Origin of the sequence: Streptomyces griseoloalbus, from assembly GCA_014650015.1 — a bacterium.
GTDB classification, from domain to species: Bacteria; Actinomycetota; Actinomycetes; order Streptomycetales; family Streptomycetaceae; genus Streptomyces; species Streptomyces griseoloalbus.
In genome coordinates, this window is sequence record BMUD01000027.1 from 22,639 (window position 1) to 47,470 (window position 24,832).

The 24,832-nt window shown below is 66.8% G+C and carries 27 protein-coding genes; all 27 read left to right on the plus strand.

The genetic code is table 11. From position 1 onward, the window contains the following. Positions 1-126 precede the first annotated feature (126 nt). The 27 genes from rpoB to rpsE all read left to right on the plus strand — a co-directional run bounded on the left by rpoB (position 127) and on the right by rpsE (position 24,831). Entirely contained in the window at positions 127-3,612 is a 3,486-nt protein-coding gene (gene rpoB / locus IE178_RS30160) for a DNA-directed RNA polymerase subunit beta (protein ID WP_184760988.1), read from the plus strand. 95 nt (positions 3,613-3,707) lie between these two features. Further along, positions 3,708-7,607: a DNA-directed RNA polymerase subunit beta' gene (locus tag IE178_RS30165; RefSeq protein ID WP_184760989.1), complete on the plus strand. Its 3,900-nt coding sequence runs from the start codon at positions 3,708-3,710 to the stop codon at positions 7,605-7,607. Positions 7,608-7,780: 173 nt separating this feature from the next. Further along, entirely contained in the window at positions 7,781-8,335 is a 555-nt protein-coding gene (locus IE178_RS30170; RefSeq protein WP_318280322.1) for a DUF1707 and DUF4190 domain-containing protein, read from the plus strand. A gap of 294 nt (positions 8,336-8,629) precedes the next feature. Beyond that, a complete protein-coding gene (gene rpsL / locus IE178_RS30175) occupies positions 8,630-9,001 on the plus strand; it encodes a 30S ribosomal protein S12 (RefSeq protein WP_003948652.1) in 372 nt (123 codons plus the stop codon). A gap of 2 nt (positions 9,002-9,003) precedes the next feature. Then, positions 9,004-9,474, plus strand: coding sequence for a 30S ribosomal protein S7 (gene rpsG / locus IE178_RS30180; protein WP_003992340.1), 471 nt, complete (start codon positions 9,004-9,006; stop codon positions 9,472-9,474). Between the two features lie 39 nt (positions 9,475-9,513). Then, positions 9,514-11,640, plus strand: coding sequence for an elongation factor G (gene fusA, locus IE178_RS30185; RefSeq protein ID WP_193514481.1), 2,127 nt, complete (start codon positions 9,514-9,516; stop codon positions 11,638-11,640). Positions 11,641-11,809: 169 nt separating this feature from the next. After that, the gene (tuf, locus tag IE178_RS30190) at positions 11,810-13,003 is read left to right on the plus strand and encodes an elongation factor Tu (RefSeq protein WP_062706810.1); all 1,194 of its coding nucleotides are present in this window, start codon (positions 11,810-11,812) and stop codon (positions 13,001-13,003) included. 519 nt (positions 13,004-13,522) lie between these two features. Next, entirely contained in the window at positions 13,523-14,881 is a 1,359-nt protein-coding gene (gene gdhA / locus IE178_RS30195) for an NADP-specific glutamate dehydrogenase (protein ID WP_193514482.1), read from the plus strand. A 752-nt stretch (positions 14,882-15,633) separates the two neighbouring features. Next, positions 15,634-15,942, plus strand: coding sequence for a 30S ribosomal protein S10 (gene rpsJ / locus IE178_RS30200; RefSeq protein WP_003948644.1), 309 nt, complete (start codon positions 15,634-15,636; stop codon positions 15,940-15,942). Between the two features lie 18 nt (positions 15,943-15,960). Next, positions 15,961-16,605, plus strand: coding sequence for a 50S ribosomal protein L3 (gene rplC, locus IE178_RS30205; protein ID WP_037929559.1), 645 nt, complete (start codon positions 15,961-15,963; stop codon positions 16,603-16,605). Between the two features lie 8 nt (positions 16,606-16,613). Further along, a complete protein-coding gene (gene rplD, locus IE178_RS30210; protein WP_184760993.1) occupies positions 16,614-17,273 on the plus strand; it encodes a 50S ribosomal protein L4 in 660 nt (219 codons plus the stop codon). Next, positions 17,273-17,692 carry a 50S ribosomal protein L23 gene (gene rplW / locus IE178_RS30215; protein WP_184760994.1) on the plus strand — a complete coding sequence of 140 codons (420 nt, stop codon included), beginning with the start codon at positions 17,273-17,275 and terminating at the stop codon, positions 17,690-17,692. Before rplD ends, rplW begins: the two co-directional genes overlap by 1 nt. A 38-nt stretch (positions 17,693-17,730) precedes the next feature. Then, positions 17,731-18,567: a 50S ribosomal protein L2 gene (rplB, locus tag IE178_RS30220; protein WP_184760995.1), complete on the plus strand. Its 837-nt coding sequence runs from the start codon at positions 17,731-17,733 to the stop codon at positions 18,565-18,567. 12 nt (positions 18,568-18,579) lie between these two features. Further along, the gene (gene rpsS / locus IE178_RS30225; RefSeq protein WP_003948639.1) at positions 18,580-18,861 is read left to right on the plus strand and encodes a 30S ribosomal protein S19; all 282 of its coding nucleotides are present in this window, start codon (positions 18,580-18,582) and stop codon (positions 18,859-18,861) included. A 44-nt stretch (positions 18,862-18,905) separates the two neighbouring features. Next, positions 18,906-19,253: a 50S ribosomal protein L22 gene (rplV, locus tag IE178_RS30230; protein WP_006130776.1), complete on the plus strand. Its 348-nt coding sequence runs from the start codon at positions 18,906-18,908 to the stop codon at positions 19,251-19,253. Beyond that, positions 19,253-20,080 carry a 30S ribosomal protein S3 gene (gene rpsC, locus IE178_RS30235; RefSeq protein ID WP_004927271.1) on the plus strand — a complete coding sequence of 276 codons (828 nt, stop codon included), beginning with the start codon at positions 19,253-19,255 and terminating at the stop codon, positions 20,078-20,080. Before rplV ends, rpsC begins: the two co-directional genes overlap by 1 nt. A 5-nt stretch (positions 20,081-20,085) precedes the next feature. Continuing rightward, positions 20,086-20,505, plus strand: coding sequence for a 50S ribosomal protein L16 (gene rplP / locus IE178_RS30240; protein ID WP_004927269.1), 420 nt, complete (start codon positions 20,086-20,088; stop codon positions 20,503-20,505). Continuing rightward, the gene (gene rpmC / locus IE178_RS30245) at positions 20,505-20,729 is read left to right on the plus strand and encodes a 50S ribosomal protein L29 (protein WP_003998824.1); all 225 of its coding nucleotides are present in this window, start codon (positions 20,505-20,507) and stop codon (positions 20,727-20,729) included. The genes rplP and rpmC overlap by 1 nt, the downstream gene beginning before the upstream one ends. Then, entirely contained in the window at positions 20,729-21,016 is a 288-nt protein-coding gene (gene rpsQ, locus IE178_RS30250) for a 30S ribosomal protein S17 (protein WP_149551599.1), read from the plus strand. Before rpmC ends, rpsQ begins: the two co-directional genes overlap by 1 nt. A gap of 138 nt (positions 21,017-21,154) precedes the next feature. Beyond that, the gene (gene rplN, locus IE178_RS30255) at positions 21,155-21,523 is read left to right on the plus strand and encodes a 50S ribosomal protein L14 (RefSeq protein ID WP_003992364.1); all 369 of its coding nucleotides are present in this window, start codon (positions 21,155-21,157) and stop codon (positions 21,521-21,523) included. A 2-nt stretch (positions 21,524-21,525) separates the two neighbouring features. Then, positions 21,526-21,849, plus strand: coding sequence for a 50S ribosomal protein L24 (gene rplX / locus IE178_RS30260; RefSeq protein ID WP_184760997.1), 324 nt, complete (start codon positions 21,526-21,528; stop codon positions 21,847-21,849). Then, complete coding sequence (rplE, locus tag IE178_RS30265) at positions 21,849-22,406, plus strand: 50S ribosomal protein L5 (protein ID WP_024883203.1); 558 nt, start codon at positions 21,849-21,851, stop codon at positions 22,404-22,406. The genes rplX and rplE overlap by 1 nt, the downstream gene beginning before the upstream one ends. A 5-nt stretch (positions 22,407-22,411) precedes the next feature. Next, positions 22,412-22,597: a type Z 30S ribosomal protein S14 gene (locus IE178_RS30270; RefSeq protein ID WP_003948630.1), complete on the plus strand. Its 186-nt coding sequence runs from the start codon at positions 22,412-22,414 to the stop codon at positions 22,595-22,597. Between the two features lie 237 nt (positions 22,598-22,834). Continuing rightward, positions 22,835-23,233 (plus strand): 30S ribosomal protein S8, encoded by a 399-nt coding sequence (rpsH, locus tag IE178_RS30275; protein WP_184760998.1) that lies wholly within the window; start codon positions 22,835-22,837, stop codon positions 23,231-23,233. A gap of 24 nt (positions 23,234-23,257) precedes the next feature. Further along, positions 23,258-23,797, plus strand: coding sequence for a 50S ribosomal protein L6 (gene rplF, locus IE178_RS30280; protein ID WP_024883205.1), 540 nt, complete (start codon positions 23,258-23,260; stop codon positions 23,795-23,797). 3 nt (positions 23,798-23,800) lie between these two features. Next, on the plus strand, positions 23,801-24,184 hold the full coding sequence (gene rplR, locus IE178_RS30285; RefSeq protein WP_184760999.1) for a 50S ribosomal protein L18: 384 nt from the start codon (positions 23,801-23,803) through the stop codon (positions 24,182-24,184). Positions 24,185-24,225: 41 nt separating this feature from the next. Continuing rightward, complete coding sequence (gene rpsE, locus IE178_RS30290; protein WP_003992370.1) at positions 24,226-24,831, plus strand: 30S ribosomal protein S5; 606 nt, start codon at positions 24,226-24,228, stop codon at positions 24,829-24,831. Position 24,832 lies beyond the last annotated feature (1 nt).

A 24,832-nucleotide genomic window follows, 5' to 3' on the forward strand; every position in this document is an offset into this window, starting at 1 on the left:
CGCTCGACACCGACGACCAGATGATCTCGGACCTGGCCTTTTGGCCAATTCGGAGAATTCTGTCTCTGTGCACAGTGGGGGGCCGGTACGCGCGTAGTGAGTCCGAGCCCTCGGAAGGACCCCCTCTTGGCCGCCTCGCGCAACGCCTCGACCGCGAATACGAACAATGCTGCCAGCACCGCCCCGCTGCGCATCTCCTTTGCAAAGATCAAGGAGCCCCTCGAGGTTCCGAACCTTCTCGCGCTGCAGACCGAGAGCTTTGACTGGCTGCTCGGCAACGACGCATGGAAGGCTCGCGTCGAGGAGGCTCTCGAGAACGGGCAGGACGTCCCCACCAAGTCCGGTCTGGAGGAGATCTTCGAGGAGATCTCCCCGATCGAGGACTTCTCCGGGTCGATGTCGCTGACCTTCCGCGACCACCGCTTCGAGCCGCCGAAGAACTCCATCGACGAGTGCAAGGAGCGCGACTTCACGTACGCCGCCCCGCTCTTCGTCACCGCCGAGTTCACCAACAACGAGACCGGCGAGATCAAGTCCCAGACCGTCTTCATGGGTGACTTCCCGCTCATGACGAACAAGGGCACCTTCGTCATCAACGGCACCGAGCGTGTCGTGGTGTCGCAGCTGGTCCGTTCGCCGGGTGTCTACTTCGACTCCAGCATCGACAAGACGTCCGACAAGGACATCTTCTCCGCCAAGATCATCCCGTCCCGGGGTGCCTGGCTGGAGATGGAGATCGACAAGCGCGACATGGTCGGTGTCCGCATCGACCGCAAGCGCAAGCAGTCCGTCACCGTCCTCCTGAAGGCGCTCGGCTGGACCACCGAGCAGATCCTCGAGGAGTTCGGCGAGTACGAGTCCATGCGCGCCACCCTGGAGAAGGACCACACCCAGGGCCAGGACGACGCGCTGCTCGACATCTACCGCAAGCTGCGTCCGGGCGAGCCCCCCACGCGTGAGGCCGCGCAGACGCTTCTGGAGAACCTCTACTTCAACCCCAAGCGCTACGACCTGGCCAAGGTCGGCCGCTACAAGGTGAACAAGAAGCTCGGCGGGGACGAGCCGCTGGACGCCGGCGTGCTCACCACCGACGACATCATCGCCACCATCAAGTACCTGGTGAAGCTGCACGCCGGTGAGACCGAGACGGTCGGCGAGTCCGGTCGCTCGATCATGGTCGAGACCGACGACATCGACCACTTCGGCAACCGTCGTATCCGCAACGTCGGCGAGCTGATCCAGAACCAGGTCCGTACGGGTCTCGCCCGTATGGAGCGCGTCGTGCGCGAGCGCATGACCACCCAGGACGTCGAGGCGATCACGCCGCAGACCCTGATCAACATCCGGCCGGTCGTCGCCTCCATCAAGGAGTTCTTCGGCACCAGCCAGCTGTCCCAGTTCATGGACCAGAACAACCCGCTGTCGGGGCTGACGCACAAGCGTCGTCTGAACGCCCTCGGCCCGGGTGGTCTCTCCCGTGAGCGGGCCGGCTTCGAGGTCCGCGACGTCCACCCGTCGCACTACGGCCGCATGTGCCCGATCGAGACGCCGGAAGGCCCGAACATCGGCCTGATCGGCTCGCTGGCCTCCTACGGCCGGATCAACCCCTTCGGCTTCATCGAGACGCCGTACCGCAAGGTCGTCGAGGGCCAGGTCACCGACGAGGTCGACTACCTGACCGCCGACGAGGAGGACCGCTTCGTCATCGCGCAGGCCAACGCGCCGCTCAACGACGACATGCGGTTCGTCGAGAACCGCATCCTGGTCCGCCGCCGCGGCGGCGAGGTCGACTACGTCCCCGGTGACGACGTCGACTACATGGACGTCTCGCCGCGCCAGATGGTGTCGGTCGCGACCGCCATGATCCCGTTCCTCGAGCACGACGACGCCAACCGTGCCCTCATGGGCGCGAACATGATGCGTCAGGCCGTGCCGCTGATCAGGTCCGAGTCCCCGCTCGTCGGCACCGGCATGGAGTACCGCTCCGCCGTCGACGCCGGCGACGTGGTCAAGGCGGAGAAGGCGGGTGTGGTCCAGGAGGTCTCCGCGGACTACATCACCACCGCCAACGACGACGGCACGTACATCACGTACCGCCTGGCCAAGTTCTCCCGCTCCAACCAGGGCACCTCGGTCAACCAGAAGGTCATCGTCTCCGAGGGCGACCGCGTCATCGAGGGCCAGGTCCTCGCCGACGGTCCGGCCACCCAGAACGGCGAGATGGCCCTCGGCAAGAACCTGCTCGTCGCGTTCATGCCGTGGGAGGGTCACAACTACGAGGACGCGATCATCCTGTCGCAGCGCCTCGTGCAGGACGACGTCCTCTCCTCGATCCACATCGAGGAGCACGAGGTCGACGCCCGTGACACCAAGCTCGGCCCCGAGGAGATCACCCGGGACATCCCGAACGTCTCCGAAGAGGTCCTCGCCGACCTCGACGAGCGCGGCATCATCCGTATCGGTGCCGAGGTCATCGCCGGTGACATCCTCGTCGGCAAGGTCACGCCCAAGGGTGAGACCGAGCTGACCCCCGAGGAGCGTCTGCTGCGCGCGATCTTCGGTGAGAAGGCCCGTGAGGTCCGTGACACCTCGCTGAAGGTGCCGCACGGCGAGACCGGCAAGGTCATCGGCGTGCGCGTCTTCGACCGCGAGGAGGGCGACGAGCTTCCCCCCGGTGTGAACCAGCTGGTGCGCGTCTACGTCGCGCAGAAGCGCAAGATCACCGACGGTGACAAGCTCGCCGGCCGTCACGGCAACAAGGGCGTCATCTCCAAGATCCTGCCCATCGAGGACATGCCGTTCCTCGAGGACGGGACCCCGGTCGACATCATCCTCAACCCGCTGGGTGTGCCGTCCCGAATGAACCCGGGACAGGTCCTGGAGATCCACCTCGGCTGGCTCGCCAGCCGCGGCTGGGACGTCTCCGGCCTCGCGGAGGAGTGGGCTCAGCGCCTCCAGGTCATCGGCGCCGACAAGGTCGAGCCCGGCACCAACGTCGCCACCCCGGTCTTCGACGGTGCGCGTGAGGACGAGCTCGCGGGTCTGCTCCAGCACACCATCCCGAACCGCGACGGCGAGCGCATGGTGCTCCCGTCCGGCAAGGCCAGGCTGTACGACGGCCGCTCCGGTGAGCCGTTCCCGGAGCCGATCTCGGTCGGCTACATGTACATCCTGAAGCTGCACCACCTGGTCGACGACAAGCTGCACGCGCGTTCGACCGGTCCGTACTCCATGATCACCCAGCAGCCGCTGGGTGGTAAGGCTCAGTTCGGTGGCCAGCGGTTCGGCGAGATGGAGGTGTGGGCACTCGAGGCGTACGGCGCCGCCTACGCCCTCCAGGAGCTGCTGACCATCAAGTCCGACGACGTCACCGGCCGCGTGAAGGTCTACGAGGCCATCGTCAAGGGCGAGAACATCCCCGAGCCCGGCATCCCCGAGTCCTTCAAGGTCCTCATCAAGGAGATGCAGTCCCTGTGCCTGAACGTGGAGGTGCTGTCCAGCGACGGTATGTCCATCGAAATGCGTGACACCGACGAGGACGTCTTCCGCGCTGCGGAGGAGCTCGGCATCGACCTGTCCCGGCGCGAGCCGAGCAGCGTCGAAGAGGTCTGACGGGAGTTGGGCGGCTCGTTGAACCACGGGCCGCCCGCCCCAGGACCCCCGTATCAGACCCCAAGACTTACAACCCTGAGAGGGATTGACGCATAGTGCTCGACGTCAACTTCTTCGACGAGCTCCGGATCGGTCTGGCCACCGCTGACGACATCCGTCAGTGGAGCCACGGCGAGGTCAAGAAGCCCGAGACCATCAACTACCGCACCCTCAAGCCCGAGAAGGACGGACTCTTCTGCGAGAAGATCTTCGGTCCGACCCGGGACTGGGAGTGCTACTGCGGCAAGTACAAGCGCGTCCGCTTCAAGGGCATCATCTGTGAGCGCTGCGGCGTCGAGGTCACGCGCGCCAAGGTGCGCCGTGAGCGGATGGGCCACATCGAGCTCGCCGCGCCCGTCACGCACATCTGGTACTTCAAGGGCGTTCCGTCGCGCCTCGGCTACCTGCTCGACCTCGCCCCGAAGGACCTGGAGAAGGTCATCTACTTCGCGGCGTACATGATCACGTACGTCGACGAGGAGCGCCGCACCCGCGACCTGCCCTCGCTGGAGGCCCACGTCTCCGTCGAGCGCCAGCAGATCGAGAACCGCCGCGACGCCGACCTCGAGGCCCGTGCCAAGAAGCTCGAGACCGACCTGGCCGAGCTCGAGGCCGAGGGCGCCAAGGCCGACGTGCGCCGCAAGGTGCGCGAGGGTGCCGAGCGTGAGATGAAGCAGCTGCGCGACCGTGCGCAGCGCGAGATCGACCGTCTCGACGAGGTGTGGAACCGGTTCAAGAACCTCAAGGTCCAGGACCTCGAGGGCGACGAGCTGCTCTACCGCGAGCTGCGCGACCGCTTCGGCACGTACTTCGACGGTTCGATGGGTGCCGCGGCGCTGCAGAAGCGCCTGGAGTCCTTCGACCTCGACGAGGAGGCCGAGCGCCTCCGCGAGATCATCCGTACCGGCAAGGGCCAGAAGAAGACCCGCGCGCTCAAGCGCCTCAAGGTCGTCTCCGCGTTCCTGCAGACCAGCAACAGCCCCAAGGGCATGGTGCTGGACTGCGTGCCGGTCATCCCGCCGGACCTGCGTCCGATGGTGCAGCTGGACGGTGGCCGCTTCGCGACCTCCGACCTGAACGACCTGTACCGCCGTGTGATCAACCGCAACAACCGTCTGAAGCGGCTTCTCGACCTCGGCGCGCCCGAGATCATCGTGAACAACGAGAAGCGCATGCTCCAGGAGGCCGTCGACGCGCTCTTCGACAACGGCCGTCGTGGTCGCCCGGTCACGGGCCCCGGCAACCGTCCGCTGAAGTCGCTGTCCGACATGCTCAAGGGCAAGCAGGGCCGCTTCCGTCAGAACCTGCTCGGCAAGCGTGTCGACTACTCGGCGCGTTCCGTGATCGTCGTCGGTCCGCAGCTGAAGCTGCACCAGTGCGGTCTGCCGAAGGCGATGGCGCTGGAGCTCTTCAAGCCGTTCGTGATGAAGCGCCTGGTCGACCTGAACCACGCGCAGAACATCAAGTCGGCCAAGCGGATGGTCGAGCGTGGCCGCACGGTCGTGTACGACGTCCTCGAAGAGGTCATCGCGGAGCACCCGGTTCTGCTGAACCGTGCGCCCACGCTGCACCGCCTCGGCATCCAGGCCTTCGAGCCGCAGCTGGTCGAGGGCAAGGCCATCCAGATCCACCCGCTCGTCTGCACCGCGTTCAACGCGGACTTCGACGGTGACCAGATGGCCGTGCACCTGCCGCTGTCCGCGGAGGCGCAGGCCGAGGCCCGCATCCTGATGCTGTCCTCGAACAACATCCTCAAGCCGGCCGACGGCCGTCCGGTGACGATGCCGACCCAGGACATGGTCCTCGGTCTGTTCTTCCTCACCACCGACGGCGAGATGCGCGACCTCAAGGGCGAGGGCCGTTCCTTCGCCTCGGTCGCCGAGGCGATCATGGCCTTCGACGCGGGCGAGCTGTCGCTCCAGTCGAGGATCGACATCCGCTTCCCGGTCGGCACCATCCCGCCGCGCGGCTGGACCCCGCCGGCGCGCGAGGAGGGCGAGCCCGAGTGGCAGCAGGGTGACAGCTTCCGGCTGAACACCACCCTGGGCCGTGCGCTCTTCAACGAGCTGCTGCCCGAGGACTACCCGTTCGTCGACTACGAGGTCGGCAAGAAGCAGCTCTCGGAGATCGTCAACGACCTCGCCGAGCGCTACCCGAAGGTCATCGTGGCGGCGACGCTCGACAACCTGAAGGCGTCCGGCTTCTTCTGGGCCACCCGTTCCGGCGTCACCGTTGCCATCTCCGACGTCGTCGTTCCCGAGGCGAAGAAGGAGATCGTCAAGGGCTACGAGGCGCAGGACGAGAAGGTCCAGAAGCAGTACGAGCGCGGTCTGATCACCAAGGACGAGCGCACGCAGGAGCTCATCGCGATCTGGACCAAGGCGACCAACGAGGTCGCCGAGGCGATGAACGACAACTTCCCGAAGACCAACCCGATCTTCATGATGGTGAACTCGGGTGCACGAGGCAACATGATGCAGATGCGTCAGATCGCCGGTATGCGTGGTCTGGTGTCGAACGCGAAGAACGAGACGATCCCGCGTCCGATCAAGGCGTCGTTCCGTGAGGGCCTGTCCGTGCTGGAGTACTTCATCTCCACGCACGGTGCCCGTAAGGGTCTGGCGGACACCGCTCTGCGTACCGCCGACTCGGGTTACCTCACCCGTCGTCTGGTCGACGTCTCCCAGGACGTCATCATTCGCGAGGAGGACTGCGGCACCGACCGCGGTCTGCGCCTCAAGATCGCGAACCGGGACGCGGACGGGGTGCTGCGCAAGACGGAGGACGTCGAGACCTCCGTGTACGCGCGCTGCCTCGCCGAGGACATCGTGGTCGACGGCCAGGTGCTGGCTCCGGCCGGCACCGACCTGGGCGACGTCCTCATCGAGGAGCTCGTCTCGCGCGGCGTCGAGGAGGTCAAGACCCGCTCGGTCCTGACCTGCGAGTCCGCCGTCGGCACCTGCGCGATGTGCTACGGCCGTTCGCTGGCCACCGGCAAGCTGGTCGACATCGGTGAGGCGGTCGGCATCATCGCCGCCCAGTCCATCGGTGAGCCCGGTACCCAGCTGACGATGCGTACCTTCCACACCGGTGGTGTGGCCGGTGACGACATCACCCAGGGTCTGCCCCGTGTCGTCGAGCTCTTCGAGGCCCGTACCCCGAAGGGTGTCGCCCCGATCTCCGAGGCCTCCGGCCGCGTGCGGATCGAGGAGACCGAGAAGACCAAGAAGCTCGTCGTCACCCCGGACGACGGCAGCGACGAGACGGCGTACCCGATCTCGAAGCGTGCCAAGGTCCTGGTCCGCGAGGGCGACCACGTCGAGGTGGGCCAGCAGCTCACCGTGGGTGCCACCAACCCGCACGACGTGCTGCGCATCCTGGGTCAGCGTGCCGTCCAGGTCCACCTGGTCGGCGAGGTCCAGAAGGTCTACAACTCGCAGGGTGTGTCGATCCACGACAAGCACATCGAGATCATCATCCGGCAGATGCTCCGCCGCGTGACGATCATCGAGTCCGGCGACGCCGAGCTGCTGCCCGGCGAGCTGGTCGAGCGCTCGAAGTTCGAGACCGAGAACCGTCGTGTGGTCCAGGAGGGCGGTCACCCGGCCTCCGGTCGTCCGCAGCTGATGGGTATCACCAAGGCCTCGCTGGCGACGGAATCCTGGCTGTCGGCCGCCTCCTTCCAGGAGACGACCCGAGTTCTGACGGACGCGGCGATCAACGCCAAGTCCGACAGCCTCATCGGCCTCAAGGAGAACGTCATCATCGGTAAGCTCATCCCGGCCGGTACGGGTCTGTCCCGCTACCGCAACATCCGGGTCGAGCCGACCGAGGAGGCCAAGGCCGCGATGTACTCGGCCGTCGGCTACGACGACATCGACTACTCGCCGTTCGGCACGGGCTCCGGCCAGGCCGTTCCGCTGGAGGACTACGACTACGGTCCGTACAACCAGTAAGCGGGAGTTCGCTTGAAGCGCCGAGGGGCGGTCACTCCGTACGGGGTGGCCGCCCCTCGGCGTTCTCCCGGGGCGGGAACCGGTCGGCGGACCGGTTTCGTCCGTACCCGTGCCGGAACGTCTGCTCCAGCGCATGATGGAGGGACCCGGTCCGACGGGGGAGGTGGTGCTCGGTGTCGTATTCGCCGTATCCGCAGTGGCAGCCATGGCAGCAGGGGCACGGTGGGCCGCAGCCGTGGGGTGGGCAGGCCGGTCCGCCGATGCGTGCCTCGCACGCCGACCGGGAGCGTGCCGTCGACGTCCTGAGAGCGGGGTACGGCGAGGGGCGGCTGGAGAAACCCGAGTTCGACCGGCGCGTGGAGCGGGCGTACGCGGCGCGTACGGTGGGGGAGCTGGCGCTGCTGGTGGCCGACCTGCCGCAGGGACCCGTACCGCATGCCGTGCCCGCCGTGCCCGCCGTGCCGGCCGTGTTCCTGCCGGCGCCCCGGGCGCGGGTGAACGGCAAGGCGGTCGCCTCCGCCGTCTGTGGCGGGCTCTGCCTGGTCACCTTCGGGCTCACCGGCATTCCCGCGGTCGTCCTGGGGCACGCGGCGCGCGCGGAGATCGCGCGCACCGGCGAGGAGGGGGACGGGCTGGCGCTGACCGGGCTGGCGCTCGGCTGGCTGGCGAACGCGGCGTGGGCGGTCCTGATGTTCCTCTCGTTCGCCCTGGCGGTGGCGTTCGGCTGACAATCGAAGATCATCGGCCGCTTGCGCCTGTGAGGTGGCCCGCGCGGCTGGGCGGGCCGACCCCATTTGTTTTGACCGCAGCGAATGCGATAGGTACGCTCAGACCTTGTGCCTGGGGTGTGCCCTGGCTCTCGTGCGTGCCATCACACCGCACCGGGGGCTGAGAAACGGCCACCGCAATCCGCGTCCCTCCGCCTCGCGGTGGAAGTCCGCGGTATTCGACACACCCGACCGCGTGGGTCGGTGACGTTCCAGGTTAGCTTCACCATTCGGCACACAGAAACCGGAGAAGTAGTGCCTACGATCCAGCAGCTGGTCCGCAAGGGCCGGCAGGACAAGGTCGAGAAGAACAAGACGCCCGCACTCGAGGGTTCCCCTCAGCGTCGCGGCGTCTGCACGCGTGTGTTCACGACCACCCCGAAGAAGCCGAACTCGGCCCTGCGTAAGGTCGCGCGTGTGCGTCTGACCAGCGGGATCGAGGTCACCGCCTACATTCCGGGTGAGGGACACAACCTGCAGGAGCACTCCATCGTGCTCGTGCGCGGCGGCCGTGTGAAGGACCTGCCGGGTGTTCGCTACAAGATCATCCGCGGTTCCCTCGACACCCAGGGTGTCAAGAACCGCAAGCAGGCTCGCAGCCGCTACGGCGCCAAGAAGGAGAAGTAAGAATGCCTCGTAAGGGCCCCGCCCCGAAGCGCCCGGTCATCATCGACCCGGTCTACGGTTCTCCTCTGGTGACCTCCCTCATCAACAAGGTGCTGCTGAACGGCAAGCGCTCCACCGCCGAGCGCATCGTGTACGGCGCCATGGAGGGTCTGCGTGAGAAGACGGGCAACGACCCGATCATCACGCTGAAGCGCGCGCTGGAGAACATCAAGCCGACCCTCGAGGTCAAGTCCCGCCGTGTCGGTGGCGCCACCTACCAGGTGCCGATCGAGGTCAAGCCCGGTCGCGCCAACACCCTCGCGCTGCGCTGGCTCGTCGGTTACTCCCGCGCCCGTCGCGAGAAGACCATGACCGAGCGTCTGCTCAACGAGCTCCTCGACGCCAGCAACGGCCTCGGTGCCGCTGTGAAGAAGCGCGAGGACACGCACAAGATGGCCGAGTCCAACAAGGCCTTCGCGCACTACCGCTGGTAGTCGCAGACCCCATCGAGACCGAGAGAAGACTGAAGCCTTATGGCTACCACTTCGCTTGACCTGGCCAGGGTCCGCAACATCGGGATCATGGCCCACATCGACGCGGGCAAGACGACCACCACCGAGCGGATCCTGTTCTACACCGGCGTTTCGTACAAGATCGGTGAAGTCCACGACGGCGCCGCCACCATGGACTGGATGGAGCAGGAGCAGGAGCGTGGCATCACGATCACGTCTGCTGCGACCACCTGTCACTGGCCGCTCGAGGACAACGACTACACCATCAACATCATCGACACCCCGGGGCACGTCGACTTCACCGTCGAGGTGGAGCGCTCCCTGCGCGTGCTCGACGGTGCCGTGACGGTGTTCGACGGTGTCGCCGGTGTCGAGCCGCAGTCCGAGACGGTGTGGCGTCAGGCCGACCGCTACGGCGTGCCGCGCATCTGCTTCGTCAACAAGCTGGACCGTACCGGCGCCGAGTTCCACCGCTGTGTGGAGATGATCTCGGACCGCCTGGGTGCCCAGCCGCTCGTCATGCAGCTCCCGATCGGTGCCGAGGCCGACTTCAAGGGCGTCGTGGACCTGGTCCGCATGAAGGCGCTCGTGTGGTCCGCCGAGGCCGCCAAGGGCGAGATGTACGACATCGTCGACATCCCGGCCACGCACACCGAGGCCGCCGAGGAGTGGCGCGGCAAGCTGGTCGAGGCCGTCGCGGAGAACGACGAAGAGATCATGGAGCTGTACCTGGAGGGCCAGGAGCCCACCGAGGAGCAGCTGTACGCCGCGATCCGTCGCATCACCATCGCTTCCGGCAAGTCCAGCGACACCACGGTCACCCCGGTGTTCTGCGGCACCGCGTTCAAGAACAAGGGCGTCCAGCCCCTGCTCGACGCGGTCGTGCGCTACCTGCCGACCCCGCTCGACGTCGAGGCCATCGAGGGCCACGACGTCAAGGACCCCGAGGTCGTCGTCAGGCGCAAGCCGTCCGAGGACGAGCCCCTCGCCGCGCTCGCGTTCAAGATCATGAGCGACCCGCACCTCGGCAAGCTCACCTTCGTCCGGGTCTACTCGGGCCGCCTGGAGTCCGGCACCGCGGTGCTGAACTCCGTGAAGGGCAAGAAGGAGCGCATCGGCAAGATCTACCGCATGCACGCGAACAAGCGTGAGGAGATCGAGTCGGTGGGCGCCGGCGACATCGTCGCCGTCATGGGCCTGAAGCAGACCACCACCGGTGAGACGCTGTCCGACGACAAGAACCCGGTGATCCTGGAGTCCATGGACTTCCCGGCGCCGGTCATCCAGGTCGCCATCGAGCCCAAGTCGAAGGGCGACCAGGAGAAGCTCGGCGTCGCGATCCAGCGCCTGGCCGAGGAGGACCCGTCGTTCCAGGTCCACTCGGACGAGGAGACGGGCCAGACCATCATCGGTGGTATGGGCGAGCTGCACCTCGAGGTGCTGGTCGACCGTATGCGCCGTGAGTTCAAGGTCGAGGCCAACGTCGGCAAGCCGCAGGTCGCGTACCGTGAGACGATCCGCAAGTCCGTCGAGCGTGTGGACTACACCCACAAGAAGCAGACCGGTGGTACCGGTCAGTTCGCGAAGGTGCAGATCGCGATCGAGCCCATCGAGGGCGGCGACGCCTCGTACGAGTTCGTGAACAAGGTGACCGGTGGCCGCATCCCGAAGGAGTACATCCCTTCGGTGGACGCCGGTGCACAGGAGGCCATGCAGTTCGGCATCCTGGCCGGCTACGAGATGACGGGCGTCCGCGTCACGCTCATCGACGGTGGCTACCACGAGGTCGACTCCTCCGAACTCGCGTTCAAGATCGCCGGTTCGCAGGCCTTCAAGGAGGCCGCGCGCAAGGCTTCGCCCGTGCTCCTGGAGCCGATGATGGCCGTCGAGGTCACCACGCCCGAGGACTACATGGGTGAGGTCATCGGCGACATCAACTCCCGCCGTGGCCAGATCCAGGCCATGGAGGAGCGGGCCGGTGCCCGCGTCGTGAAGGGTCTCGTGCCCCTCTCGGAGATGTTCGGCTACGTCGGCGACCTGCGCAGCAAGACGTCCGGCCGTGCCAGCTACTCCATGCAGTTCGACTCCTACGCCGAGGTTCCCCGGAACGTCGCCGAGGAGATCATCGCGAAGGCCAAGGGTGAGTAAGGGACTCCGTTCCACGGACTCCGTTCACACGCTTTAGGCTTGACCCCGGAGCCTGCAAGAGGGCATTCCGTCGCCAACCCGGCGGAATGTCCCGGGTCCGGGTTTCCCAGCAAAGATCACCTGGCGCCGATGAGTAAGGCGTACCAGAACCACTCTCAGGAGGACCCCCGTGGCGAAGGCGAAGTTCGAGCGGACTAAGCCGCACGTCAACATCGGCACCATCGGTCACATCGACCACGGTAAGACGACCCTCACGGCCGCCATTACCAAGGTGCTGCACGACGCGTACCCGGACCTGAACGAGGCCTCGGCCTTCGACCAGATCGACAAGGCTCCCGAGGAGCGCCAGCGCGGTATCACCATCTCCATCGCGCACGTCGAGTACCAGACCGAGACGCGTCACTACGCCCACGTCGACTGCCCCGGTCACGCGGACTACATCAAGAACATGATCACGGGTGCGGCGCAGATGGACGGCGCCATCCTCGTGGTCGCCGCCACCGACGGCCCGATGCCGCAGACCAAGGAGCACGTGCTCCTGGCCCGCCAGGTCGGTGTTCCCTACATCGTCGTCGCCCTGAACAAGGCCGACATGGTGGACGACGAGGAGATCCTGGAGCTCGTCGAGCTCGAGGTTCGTGAGCTGCTCTCCGAGTACGAGTTCCCGGGCGACGACCTGCCGGTCGTCAAGGTCTCGGCGCTCAAGGCCCTCGAGGGCGACAAGGAGTGGGGCCAGACCGTTCTCGACCTGATGAAGGCCGTGGACGAGAACATCCCGCAGCCCGAGCGTGACGTCGACAAGCCGTTCCTCATGCCGATCGAGGACGTCTTCACGATCACCGGTCGCGGTACGGTCGTCACCGGCCGTATCGAGCGTGGTGTCCTCAAGGTCAACGAGACCGTTGACATCGTGGGCATCAAGCAGGAGAAGACCACCACCACGGTCACCGGCATCGAGATGTTCCGCAAGCTGCTCGACGAGGGTCAGGCCGGTGAGAACGTCGGTCTGCTGCTCCGCGGCATCAAGCGCGAGGACGTCGAGCGCGGCCAGGTCATCATCAAGCCGGGCTCGGTCACCCCGCACACCGAGTTCGAGGCCCAGGCCTACATCCTGTCGAAGGACGAGGGTGGCCGTCACACCCCGTTCTTCAACAACTACCGCCCGCAGTTCTACTTCCGTACGACGGACGTGACCGGCGTCGTGACCCTCCCCGAGGGCACCGAGATGGTCATGCCGGGTGACAACACCGAGATGAAGGTGGAGCTCATCCAGCCCGTCGCCATGGAGGAGGGCCTGAAGTTCGCCATCCGTGAGGGTGGCCGGACCGTGGGCGCCGGCCAGGTCACCAAGATCAACAAGTGAGCTTGCTGATCTGACCTGGTAGCTCCACTACGAGCACCTTGAAGGGGCCCGCACGACTTCGGTCGTGCGGGCCCTTTCGCTGTGCGGGGGGCAGACGTCAACCGCCCGCCTGCCTCGCGACGCCATGCACGCACTCTCGCCGCACCGGGCGCAGAGCCGAGTACATCCCGTACGAGGCTCTGCGCCCGGCACGCCAGCACGCACCTGACGCCGCGAGGCCGCCCCGCGGGCGACGACGCGGCTTGTCAGACAGGTCCTGGTTCGGCGACGAGCAGACGCGCCGGGTCCCAGGGGGTGCCGGGAGCCGGGCGCGGCGGCGGCCGGCTTCCGTACAGCCGGTCTCGTATGGCGGACATCGGGGATCGGCCCTTGCCCTCGCGGTTTACACAGGGGTAACACTGGAAGGTCGGCCGCCTCGGGCAACCACCCACCGCGGCCCGCTTGTCCTGCGCGCGGCAACGGCGCCGAGCGCCCCTCACCGGTCCCGTACCGGTGTCAGCCGTGCCAGAAAGGGACCTCGTGACCTCACGACCCGACCCCAAGACCTCGCTCGAGCGGATCCGTGCCGAGGTCGAGCGCCGCAACCCGGCGGAGCCCGAGTTCCATCAGGCGGCACGCGAGGTGCTGGAGACGCTCGCGCCGGTGCTCGCCGCGCGGCCCGAGTACGCGCAGCCGGGGCTCGTCGAGCGACTGGTCGAGCCGGAGCGGCAGATCATGTTCCGGGTGCCGTGGCAGGACGACCAGGGTCGGGTCCACGTCAACCGGGGCTTCCGGATCGAATACAACAGCGCCCTGGGCCCGTACAAGGGCGGCCTGCGCTTCCACCCCTCCGTGAACCTCGGGATCATCAAGTTCCTCGGCTTCGAGCAGGTCTTCAAGAACGCGCTGACCGGACTCGGCATCGGCGGCGGCAAGGGCGGCAGCGACTTCGACCCGCAGGGCCGCAGCGACGCCGAGGTCATGCGCTTCTGCCAGTCCTTCATGACCGAGCTGCACCGGCACATCGGGGAGTACACCGACGTCCCCGCCGGCGACATCGGTGTCGGCGGCCGTGAGATCGGCTACCTCTTCGGCCAGTACCGGCGCATCACCAACCGCTGGGAGGGCGGTGTGCTCACCGGCAAGAGCGCCGGCTGGGGCGGCTCGCTGATCCGGCCGGAGGCGACCGGGTACGGCAACGTGCTGTTCGCGGAGGCGATGCTGCGCGAGCGAGGCGAGGACCTGGAGGGGCAGACGGCGGTCGTCTCCGGCTCAGGGAACGTGGCGATCTTCACCATCCAGAAGCTGGCGGCCCTCGGCGCCAACCCGGTGACCTGCTCCGACTCCAGCGGCTACGTCCTGGACGAGAAGGGCATCGACCTCGACCTGCTGCGTCAGGTCAAGGAGGTCGAGCGGGGCCGGGTGAGCGCGTACGCCGAGCGCAGGGGCGCGTCCGCGCGGTTCGTACCCGGCGGGCGGGTCTGGGAGGTCCCGGCCGACGTCGCCCTCCCGTCGGCCACCCAGAACGAACTGAACGCGGACGACGCCGCCACCCTCGTCCGCAACGGCGTGAAGGCGGTCTCCGAGGGCGCCAACATGCCGACGACTCCGCAGGCCGTACAACTCCTGCGGCAGGCCGGCGTCGCCTTCGGCCCCGGCAAGGCGGCGAACGCGGGCGGCGTCGCGGTCAGCGCGCTGGAGATGACGCAGAACGCGGCGCGGACGTCGTGGAAGGCCGAACAGGTCGAGAACGAACTGGCCCGCATCATGACCGACATCCACACCACCTGCGCCGAGACCGCCGAACGCTACGGCGCCCCCGGCGACTACGTGACCGGCGCGAACATCGCCGGCTTCGAGCGGGTGGCGGACGCGATGCTCGCGCAGGGCGTCATCTGACGCGGACGTACGGCGTCACGGCGTGGGGCGAGCGTCGGCAGCCACGGGGAAGCCGTCGGTTCCGTCGGCTACGCGGGCTCGGCGACGCTGCTGCGCGGATCGGCCACCGGGCCGACCGCGGCCGGTTCCACGGGGTGCACGCGGAACACGAGCGGCGTGCCCCGCGCCGCCGAGCAGGCCGGGCGGGCGGCGGGGCCCGATGGGCTGCGAGAACCCCGCCGGACGGGACGCCGCGCCGGTGCTCCGTCCGGCGTCCGCCGGTCGAGTACGCGGCGTGTCGAGGACGACGGCCTCGCCGTACGGTTCCGGCCCTCGGGCGACCGTCCTCGCGCGAGCCCTTGTTTGATCTCCGCCGCCCCCGGGGTATTGTCTCCGGCTCGATTGGCCAGCCGCCCGCCCCATATGGCAAACTGTCCTAGTTGCTCGGTCGAGCGTTGATGCTGCGCGCCTCCCGCCGGGAGGACCGGAAGCGAGTCCCACAGTACTCGTCGTCCCACGCATTACACCGAAAGGTGTAGGGACGGACGTACGGGAATCTTCCGGGAAGCGTGGGCGCGGCGCCGGCCAGGCGCCCGGTGGGTCTTTCGCCCCCGGTCCGCGGTTCTGGTAGGGCCGTGTCAATCCCGCAGGGATGTTCGAACAAGGGACATTCATGTCAGCGGGAGTACGACACGCCCGACCGCGTGGGTCGGAGCGAAGAGTGTTCGCTCCGGGTTCCAGAGCGTAAAGAGAGACAGGACTACGAAGTAGCCATGGCGGGACAGAAGATCCGCATCCGGCTCAAGGCCTACGACCACGAGGTCATCGACAGCTCGGCGAAGAAGATCGTCGAGACGGTGACTCGCACTGGTGCGTCGGTCGCGGGCCCGGTGCCGCTGCCCACTGAGAAGAACGTGTACTGCGTCATCAAGTCGCCGCACAAGTACAAGGACTCGCGCGAGCACTTCGAGATGCGCACGCACAAGCGCCTGATCGACATCCTCGACCCGACCCCCAAGACCGTTGACTCTCTGATGCGACTCGACCTCCCGGCCGGTGTCGACATCGAGATCAAGCTCTGAGGCCGGTGATCTGAAGAGATGACAAAGCAGATCAAGGGCATCCTGGGCGAGAAGCTCGGTATGACGCAGGTGTGGGACGAGAACAACCGTGTTGTTCCGGTCACCGTCGTCAAGGCCGGGCCGAACGTCGTCACCCAGGTCCGTACGAACGACGTCGACGGCTACGAGTCCGTCCAGATCGCCTTCGGCGAGATCGACCCGCGCAAGGTGAACAAGCCCCTCAAGGGTCACTTCGCCAAGGCCGACGTCACCCCCCGTCGTCACCTCGTCGAGATCCGCACCGCGGACGCCTCCGAGTACACGCTGGGCCAGGAAGTCACCGCCGAGGTGTTCGAAGCCGGCGTGAAGGTCGACGTCACCGGCAAGAGCAAGGGCAAGGGCTTCGCCGGTGTCATGAAGCGTCACAACTTCAAGGGCCTCGGCGCCGGTCACGGCACCCAGCGCAAGCACCGCTCGCCCGGTTCCATCGGTGGCTGCGCCACCCCGGGCCGTGTGTTCAAGGGCCTCCGCATGGCGGGTCGCATGGGCAACGAGCGGGTCACCACCCAGAACCTGACCGTCCACGCCGTTGACGCGGAGAAGGGTCTGCTGCTCATCAAGGGCGCGGTTCCCGGTCCGAACGGCGGCCTCGTCCTGGTCCGCACCGCGGCCAAGGGGGCCTGAGGTAACCGATGAGCACTGTTGACATCCTTTCGCCGGCGGGCGACAAGGCCGGTACCGTCGAGCTCCCCGCGGAGATCTTCGACGTGGAGAAGGTCAGCATTCCGCTGATCCACCAGGTCGTCGTCGCGCAGCTGGCCGCTGCCCGCCAGGGCACCCACAAGACCAAGACCCGCGGTGAAGTCCGTGGTGGTGGCAAGAAGCCTTACCGCCAGAAGGGCACCGGTCGCGCCCGTCAGGGTTCGACCCGCGCACCGCAGTTCGCCGGTGGTGGCGTCGTCCACGGCCCGCAGCCGCGCGACTACTCGCAGCGGACCCCGAAGAAGATGAAGGCCGCGGCCCTGCGCCACGCCCTCACCGACCGGGCCCGCCACAACCGCATTCACGTCGTCACCGGCGTGATCGAGGGTGAGACGCCCTCCACGAAGGCCGCCAAGACGCTGTTCGGCAAGATCTCGGAGCGCAAGAACCTGCTCCTGGTCGTCGACCGCGCCGACGAGGCCGCGTGGCTGTCCGCCCGCAACCTGCCCCAGATCCACATTCTGGAGCCGGGCCAGCTGAACACGTACGACGTTCTCGTCTCGGACGACGTGGTCTTCACCAAGGCCGCTTTCGAGTCCTTCGTCGCCGGCCCGAACACGGCCAACGACAACGAAGGGAGCGAGGTCTGATGGCAGTCCGTCACCCCTCCATCGCCTCCAAGGCGGCCAAGAAGGCGAAGGAGGCGCGCGTCAAGAAGGCGCGTCGCCACGCCACCGAGGGCAAGAACACCGTCGTCACTCCGGTGAGCAAGGCGTACACGGACCCCCGTGACGTCCTGCTGAAGCCGGTCGTGTCGGAGAAGAGCTACGCGCTCATCGACGAGAACAAGTACACGTTCATCGTCGACCCCAACGCGAACAAGACCCAGATCAAGCAGGCCGTCCAGGCGGTCTTCTCGGTCAAGGTCACCGGGGTCAACACGATCAACCGCCAGGGCAAGCGCAAGCGGACCCGCACCGGCTTCGGCCAGCGTGCGGCGACCAAGCGCGCGATCGTGACCCTCGCTGAGGGCGACCGTATCGACATCTTCGGCGGTCCGACCGCGTAAGCGGTCAGGATCGTTCGATATCGGACGAGGACTGAGAAATGGGTATCCGCAAGTACAAGCCGACGACTCCGGGCCGTCGTGGCTCCAGCGTCGCCGACTTCGTCGAGGTCACGCGGTCCACGCCGGAGAAGTCGCTGGTCCGTCCCCTGCACAGCAAGGGCGGCCGTAACAATTCCGGTCGTGTGACCGTCCGCCACCAGGGTGGTGGCCACAAGCGCGCCTACCGCGTGATCGACTTCCGTCGTCACGACAAGGACGGCGTGCCGGCGAAGGTCGCGCACATCGAGTACGACCCCAACCGCACCGCGCGCATCGCGCTGCTGCACTACGCCGACGGCGAGAAGCGCTACATCCTCGCCCCGCGCAACCTGCAGCAGGGTGACCGCGTCGAGAACGGTCCCGGGGCCGACATCAAGCCGGGCAACAACCTTGCCCTGCGCAACATCCCGGTCGGTACGACGCTGCACGCCATCGAGCTGCGTCCCGGCGGCGGCGCCAAGTTCGCCCGCTCCGCCGGCGCCTCGGTGCAGCTGCTCGCGAAGGAGGGCCAGATGGCCCACCTCCGCATGCCCTCCGGCGAGATCCGCCTGGTCGACGTGCGCTGCCGCGCCACCGTCGGCGAGGTCGGCAACGCCGAGCAGAGCAACATCAACTGGGGCAAGGCCGGCCGTAAGCGCTGGCTGGGTGTCCGCCCGACCGTGCGTGGTGTGGTCATGAACCCGGTGGACCACCCGCACGGTGGTGGTGAGGGCCGTACCTCCGGTGGTCGCCACCCGGTGTCCCCCTGGGGCAAGAAGGAAGGCCGTACTCGTTCGCCCAAGAAGGCGTCGAACAAGTACATCGTCCGCCGCCGCAAGACGAACAAGAAGCGCTAAGGACGGGTTGAGATGCCTCGTAGCTTGAAGAAGGGACCCTTCGTCGACGACCACCTGATCAAGAAGGTGGATGTTCAGAACGAAGCCGGTACCAAGAACGTCATCAAGACCTGGTCCCGTCGCTCGATGATCGTCCCGGCGATGCTGGGCCACACGATCGCGGTGCACAACGGCAAGACCCACATCCCGGTGTTTGTCACCGAGTCGATGGTCGGCCACAAGCTCGGCGAGTTCTCGCCGACCCGCACCTTCCGGGGCCACGTCAAGGACGACCGGAAGTCGAAGCGCCGCTAGTCGGCGGGGTGCAATCGACCATGACAGACACTGAAGGGACAACCATGGAAGCCAGGGCCCAGGCGCGGTACATCCGCGTCACGCCCATGAAGGCCCGCCGCGTGGTGGACCTCATCCGTGGCATGGACGCCACGGAGGCTCAGGCGGTCCTGCGTTTCGCCCCGCAGGCCGCGAGCGTGCCGGTCGGCAAGGTGCTGGACAGCGCCATCGCCAACGCCGCGCACAACTACGACCACACCGATGTCGACAGCCTCTTCATTTCCGAGGCCTACGTCGACGAGGGCCCGACCCTGAAGCGGTTCCGGCCGCGTGCCCAGGGCCGCGCCTACCGGATCCGCAAGCGGACCAGCCACATCACCGTGGTCGTCAGCAGCAAGGAAGGAACCCGGTAATGGGCCAGAAGGTAAACCCGCACGGGTTCCGGCTCGGTGTCACGACCGACTTCAAGTCGCGTTGGTACGCCGACAAGCTGTACAAGGACTACGTCAAGGAAGACGTCGCCATCCGTCGGATGATGACGTCCGGCATGGAGCGCGCCGGCATCTCCAAGGTGGAGATCGAGCGCACCCGTGACCGTGTGCGTGTGGACATCCACACCGCGCGTCCGGGCATCGTCATCGGCCGCCGTGGCGCCGAGGCCGACCGCATCCGCGGCGACCTCGAGAAGCTCACGGGCAAGCAGGTCCAGCTGAACATCCTCGAGGTCAAGAACCCCGAGACGGACGCTCAGCTCGTGGCCCAGGCCGTCGCCGAGCAGCTCTCCTCCCGCGTCTCCTTCCGCCGCGCCATGCGCAAGAGCATGCAGTCGGCGATGAAGGCGGGCGCCAAGGGCATCAAGATCCAGTGCGGTGGCCGCCTCGGCGGCGCCGAGATGTCCCGCTCGGAGTTCTACCGCGAGGGCCGTGTGCCCCTGCACACGCTCCGCGCGAACGTGGACTACGGCTTCTTCGAGGCCAAGACGACCTTCGGCCGCATCGGTGTGAAGGTCTGGATCTACAAGGGCGACGTCAAGAACATCGCCGAGGTCCGCGCCGAGAACGCCGCTGCCCGTGCCGGCAACCGCCCGGCCCGTGGTGGCGCTGACCGCCCGGCCCGTGGTGGCCGCGGTGGCGAGCGTGGCGGTCGCGGTCGTAAGCCGCAGCAGGCTCCCGCTGCCGAGGCCCCCAAGGCCGAGGCTCCGGCTGCCGCTCCGGCTGAGAGCACCGGAACGGAGGCCTGACCGACATGCTGATCCCCCGTAGGGTCAAGCACCGCAAGCAGCACCACCCGAAGCGCCGTGGTCAGGCCAAGGGCGGTACGACGGTCGCGTTCGGCGAGTACGGCATCCAGGCCCTCACGCCGGCGTACGTGACCAACCGCCAGATCGAGGCGGCCCGTATCGCGATGACCCGCCACATCAAGCGTGGCGGCAAGGTCTGGATCAACATCTACCCGGACCGCCCGCTCACGAAGAAGCCGGCCGAGACCCGCATGGGTTCCGGTAAGGGTTCGCCGGAGTGGTGGATCGCGAACGTGCACCCGGGCCGGGTCATGTTCGAGCTGTCCTACCCCAACGAGAAGATCGCCCGTGAGGCGCTGACTCGTGCGGCCCACAAGCTGCCGATGAAGTGCCGGATCGTCAAGCGCGAGGCAGGTGAAGCGTGATGTCGGCCGGTACCAAGGCGTCCGAGCTGCGCGAACTGGGTGACGAGGAGCTTCTGGCGAAGCTTCGCGAGGCCAAGGAAGAGCTGTTCAACCTCCGCTTCCAGGCGGCGACGGGCCAGCTCGAGAACCACGGTCGGCTCAAGGCCGTCCGCAAGGACATCGCGCGGATCTACACCCTGATGCGTGAGCGCGAGCTGGGCATCGAGACGGTGGAGAGCGCCTGATGAGCGAGAACAACGTGACTGAGACGAACACTGAGGCTCGGGGCGACCGCAAGACCCGAGAGGGCATCGTCGTCAGCGACAAGATGGACAAGACCGTCGTCGTCGCCGTCGAGGACCGCAAGAAGCACGCGCTGTACGGCAAGGTCATCCGCAGCACGAGCAAGCTCAAGGCCCACGACGAGCAGAACGCCGCCGGCGTCGGCGACCGCGTCCTCCTGATGGAGACCCGGCCGCTGTCCGCCACGAAGCACTGGCGCGTCGTCGAGATCCTCGAGAAGGCCAAGTAGGTAATTCCCGCAAGGGAATTACCGCAAGTACGTTCCTGCGAGGCATTCCTCGCAGGACAGTTCCGCCAGGCTCCGGGGGCCGCTCGCTCAAGTAGATGAGCGGCCCCCGGGGAACCGGCAGACAAACAGGAGATAGACGTGATCCAGCAGGAGTCGCGACTGCGTGTCGCCGACAACACTGGTGCGAAGGAAATCCTTTGCATCCGTGTGCTCGGTGGCTCCGGTCGCCGCTACGCGGGCATCGGTGACGTCATCGTCGCCACCGTCAAGGACGCGATCCCCGGCGGCAACGTGAAGAAGGGTGACGTCATCAAGGCGGTCATCGTTCGCACCGTCAAGGAGCGCCGCCGTCCGGACGGCTCGTACATCCGCTTCGACGAGAACGCCGCCGTCATTCTGAAGAACGACGGCGACCCTCGCGGCACCCGTATCTTCGGCCCCGTGGGCCGTGAGCTGCGCGAGAAGAAGTTCATGAAGATCATCTCCCTCGCGCCGGAGGTGCTGTGAGCATGAAGATCAAGAAGGGCGACCTGGTCCAGGTCATCACCGGTAAGGACAAGGGCAAGCAGGGCAAGGTCATCGCGGCCTACCCCCGCGAGGACCGCGTCCTGGTCGAGGGTGTCAACCGGGTCAAGAAGCACACCAAGGCCGGTCCGACCACTCGTGGTTCGCAGGCCGGCGGCATCGTGACCACCGAGGCCCCGATCCACGTCTCCAACGTCCAGTTGGTCGTGGAGAAGGACGGCAACAAGGTCGTCACGCGCGTCGGTTACCGCTTCGACGACGAAGGCAACAAGATCCGCGTTGCCAAGCGGACGGGTGAGGACATCTGATGACGACCACCACCACTCCGCGTCTGAAGACGAAGTACCGCGAGGAGATCGCGGGCAAGCTGCGCGAGCAGTTCTCCTACGAGAACGTCATGCAGGTTCCCGGCCTCGTCAAGATCGTGGTCAACATGGGTGTGGGCGACGCCGCCCGCGACTCCAAGCTGATCGACGGCGCCATCCGCGACCTCACCACGATCACCGGTCAGAAGCCGGCCGTCACCAAGGCCCGCAAGTCCATCGCGCAGTTCAAGCTGCGTGAGGGTCAGCCGATCGGTGCCCACGTCACGCTCCGTGGCGACCGCATGTGGGAGTTCCTGGACCGCACCCTGTCGCTCGCGCTGCCGCGCATCCGCGACTTCCGTGGTCTGTCCCCCAAGCAGTTCGACGGCCGTGGCAACTACACCTTCGGTCTCACGGAGCAGGTCATGTTCCACGAGATCGACCAGGACAAGATCGACCGTGTCCGGGGTATGGACATCACCGTGGTCACCACGGCGACCAACGACGAAGAGGGCCGCGCCCTTCTCCGTCACCTCGGCTTCCCGTTCAAGGAGGCGTGAGCGAGATGGCGAAGAAGGCTCTCATCGCGAAGGCTGCTCGCAAGCCCAAGTTCGGAGTGCGTGGCTACACCCGTTGCCAGCGCTGCGGTCGTCCGCACTCCGTGTACCGCAAGTTCGGCCTGTGCCGCGTGTGCCTTCGTGAGATGGCTCACCGTGGCGAGCTGCCGGGCGTGACCAAGAGCTCCTGGTAAGCCGGGTAATTCCGACTCCCAGGGCTCTCGGTAAGCAATGGGAACGGCAGGAGGCCCGCTCCGTATGGCTTAGGCTTGCGGGGTTGGGCACCTGCCGTGCCCACACGCACGCGGGCAGTGCCCGCTCATGTTTGCTTACTACGCCGTAGGTCCACCGCGCCGCACCCGTCCCGTCTCGGATCGGGGAGAGGGATGGCGCACCAGGAAACCCCGGCGAGAGAGGCCGAAGGCCAATTCATGACCATGACTGATCCGATCGCAGACATGCTTACGCGTCTGCGGAACGCGAACTCGGCGTACCACGACTCCGTGGCGATGCCGCACTCGAAGATCAAGTCGCACATCGCGGAGATCCTCCAGCAGGAGGGCTTCATCACGGGCTGGAAGGTCGAGGACGCCGAGGTCGGCAAGAACCTCGTCCTGGAGCTGAAGTTCGGCCCCAACCGTGAGCGCTCCATCGCGGGCATCAAGCGGATCTCCAAGCCCGGTCTCCGGGTGTACGCGAAGTCCACCTCCCTGCCGAAGGTGCTGGGCGGCCTCGGCGTGGCGATCATCTCCACGTCGCACGGGCTCCTCACCGACAAGCAGGCCGGCAAGAAGGGCGTGGGTGGGGAAGTCCTCGCCTACGTCTGGTAGCGGAAGGGAACGGAGGAAACAGCTATGTCGCGCATCGGCAAGCTCCCCATCGCGGTTCCCGCCGGCGTGGACGTCACCATCGACGGCCGTACGGTTTCGGTCAAGGGACCCAAGGGTTCGCTGACTCACACCGTCGTGGCGCCGATCGAGATCGCCAAGGGTGAGGACGGCGTGCTGAACGTCACCCGCCCCAACGACGAGCGTCAGAACAAGGCCCTGCACGGCCTGTCCCGCACGCTGGTGGCGAACATGATCACCGGCGTGACCCAGGGTTACGTGAAGAAGCTCGAGATCAGCGGTGTCGGTTACCGCGTTGTCGCCAAGGGTTCGAACCTGGAGTTCTCCCTGGGCTACAGCCACCCGATCACGGTCGAGGCCCCCGAGGGCATCACCTTCAAGGTGGAGGCCCCGACCCGTTTCTCGGTCGAGGGCATCGACAAGCAGAAGGTCGGCGAGGTTGCGGCCAACATCCGCAAGCTGCGCAAGCCCGACCCGTACAAGGCCAAGGGCGTCAAGTACGAGGGCGAAGTCATCCGCCGCAAGGTCGGAAAGGCGGGTAAGTAAGCCATGGCATACGGGCAGAAGATCCTCAAGGGCGACGCCTACAAGCGTGCTGCTATCAAGCGTCGCCACATCCGGATCCGCAAGAAGGTCGCCGGTACCGCCGAGCGTCCTCGCCTGGTCGTGACTCGTTCCAACCGCCACATCGTGGCGCAGGTGATCGACGACCTGAAGGGTCACACCGTGGCGTCGGCGTCCACTCTGGACGCGTCGATCCGCAGTGGCGAGGGCGACAAGTCCGCACAGGCCAAGCAGGTCGGCGCCCTGGTCGCCGAGCGCGCCAAGGCCGCCGGTGTCGAGGCCGTCGTGTTCGACCGCGGTGGTAACCAGTACGCCGGGCGCATCGCCGCTCTGGCGGACGCCGCCCGCGAAGCCGGACTGAAGTTCTGAGCCGGTTCCGTAGCTAGCGGAAACAGAGAGAGGTAATTCCAATGGCTGGACCCCAGCGCCGCGGTGGCGGTGCCGGTGGCGGCGAGCGGCGGGACCGGAAGGGCCGTGACGGTGGCGCAGCTGCCGCCGAGAAGACCGCATACGTTGAGCGCGTTGTCGCGATCAACCGTGTCGCCAAGGTTGTGAAGGGTGGTCGTCGCTTCAGCTTCACCGCGCTGGTCGTGGTGGGCGACGGTGACGGCACCGTGGGTGTCGGATACGGCAAGGCCAAGGAGGTGCCGGCCGCCATCGCCAAGGGTGTTGAGGAGGCCAAGAAGCACTTCTTCAAGGTCCCCCGCATCCAGGGCACCATCCCGCACCCCATCCAGGGTGAGAAGGCTGCCGGCGTCGTACTGCTCAAGCCCGCGTCGCCCGGTACCGGTGTGATCGCCGGTGGTCCGGTGCGCGCCGTGCTCGAGTGCGCCGGTATCCACGACGTGCTGTCGAAGTCGCTCGGCTCCGACAACGCGATCAACATCGTGCACGCGACCGTGGCGGCCCTCAAGGGCCTGCAGCGTCCCGAGGAGATCGCGGCCCGCCGCGGTCTGCCGCTCGAGGACGTCGCCCCCGCGGCTCTGCTGCGTGCGCGTGCCGGGGCGGGTGCGTAAT

Coding starts and splice junctions, on each gene's coding strand:
- rpsC (WP_004927271.1), top strand. CDS start 19,253: ATGGGCCAGAAGGTAAACCCGCACGGGTTCCGGCTCGGTGTCACGACC.
- fusA (WP_193514481.1), top strand. CDS start 9,514: ATGGCTACCACTTCGCTTGACCTGGCCAGGGTCCGCAACATCGGGATC.
- rplX (WP_184760997.1), top strand. CDS start 21,526: ATGAAGATCAAGAAGGGCGACCTGGTCCAGGTCATCACCGGTAAGGAC.
- rplB (WP_184760995.1), top strand. CDS start 17,731: ATGGGTATCCGCAAGTACAAGCCGACGACTCCGGGCCGTCGTGGCTCC.
- rpmC (WP_003998824.1), top strand. CDS start 20,505: ATGTCGGCCGGTACCAAGGCGTCCGAGCTGCGCGAACTGGGTGACGAG.
- rplP (WP_004927269.1), top strand. CDS start 20,086: ATGCTGATCCCCCGTAGGGTCAAGCACCGCAAGCAGCACCACCCGAAG.
- rpsG (WP_003992340.1), top strand. CDS start 9,004: ATGCCTCGTAAGGGCCCCGCCCCGAAGCGCCCGGTCATCATCGACCCG.
- rplD (WP_184760993.1), top strand. CDS start 16,614: ATGAGCACTGTTGACATCCTTTCGCCGGCGGGCGACAAGGCCGGTACC.
- rpsQ (WP_149551599.1), top strand. CDS start 20,729: ATGAGCGAGAACAACGTGACTGAGACGAACACTGAGGCTCGGGGCGAC.
- rplR (WP_184760999.1), top strand. CDS start 23,801: ATGGCATACGGGCAGAAGATCCTCAAGGGCGACGCCTACAAGCGTGCT.
- rplE (WP_024883203.1), top strand. CDS start 21,849: ATGACGACCACCACCACTCCGCGTCTGAAGACGAAGTACCGCGAGGAG.
- rplC (WP_037929559.1), top strand. CDS start 15,961: ATGACAAAGCAGATCAAGGGCATCCTGGGCGAGAAGCTCGGTATGACG.
- rplW (WP_184760994.1), top strand. CDS start 17,273: ATGGCAGTCCGTCACCCCTCCATCGCCTCCAAGGCGGCCAAGAAGGCG.
- rplV (WP_006130776.1), top strand. CDS start 18,906: ATGGAAGCCAGGGCCCAGGCGCGGTACATCCGCGTCACGCCCATGAAG.
- rpsE (WP_003992370.1), top strand. CDS start 24,226: ATGGCTGGACCCCAGCGCCGCGGTGGCGGTGCCGGTGGCGGCGAGCGG.
- rpsJ (WP_003948644.1), top strand. CDS start 15,634: ATGGCGGGACAGAAGATCCGCATCCGGCTCAAGGCCTACGACCACGAG.
- IE178_RS30270 (WP_003948630.1), top strand. CDS start 22,412: ATGGCGAAGAAGGCTCTCATCGCGAAGGCTGCTCGCAAGCCCAAGTTC.
- rpsH (WP_184760998.1), top strand. CDS start 22,835: ATGACCATGACTGATCCGATCGCAGACATGCTTACGCGTCTGCGGAAC.
- rpsS (WP_003948639.1), top strand. CDS start 18,580: ATGCCTCGTAGCTTGAAGAAGGGACCCTTCGTCGACGACCACCTGATC.
- rplF (WP_024883205.1), top strand. CDS start 23,258: ATGTCGCGCATCGGCAAGCTCCCCATCGCGGTTCCCGCCGGCGTGGAC.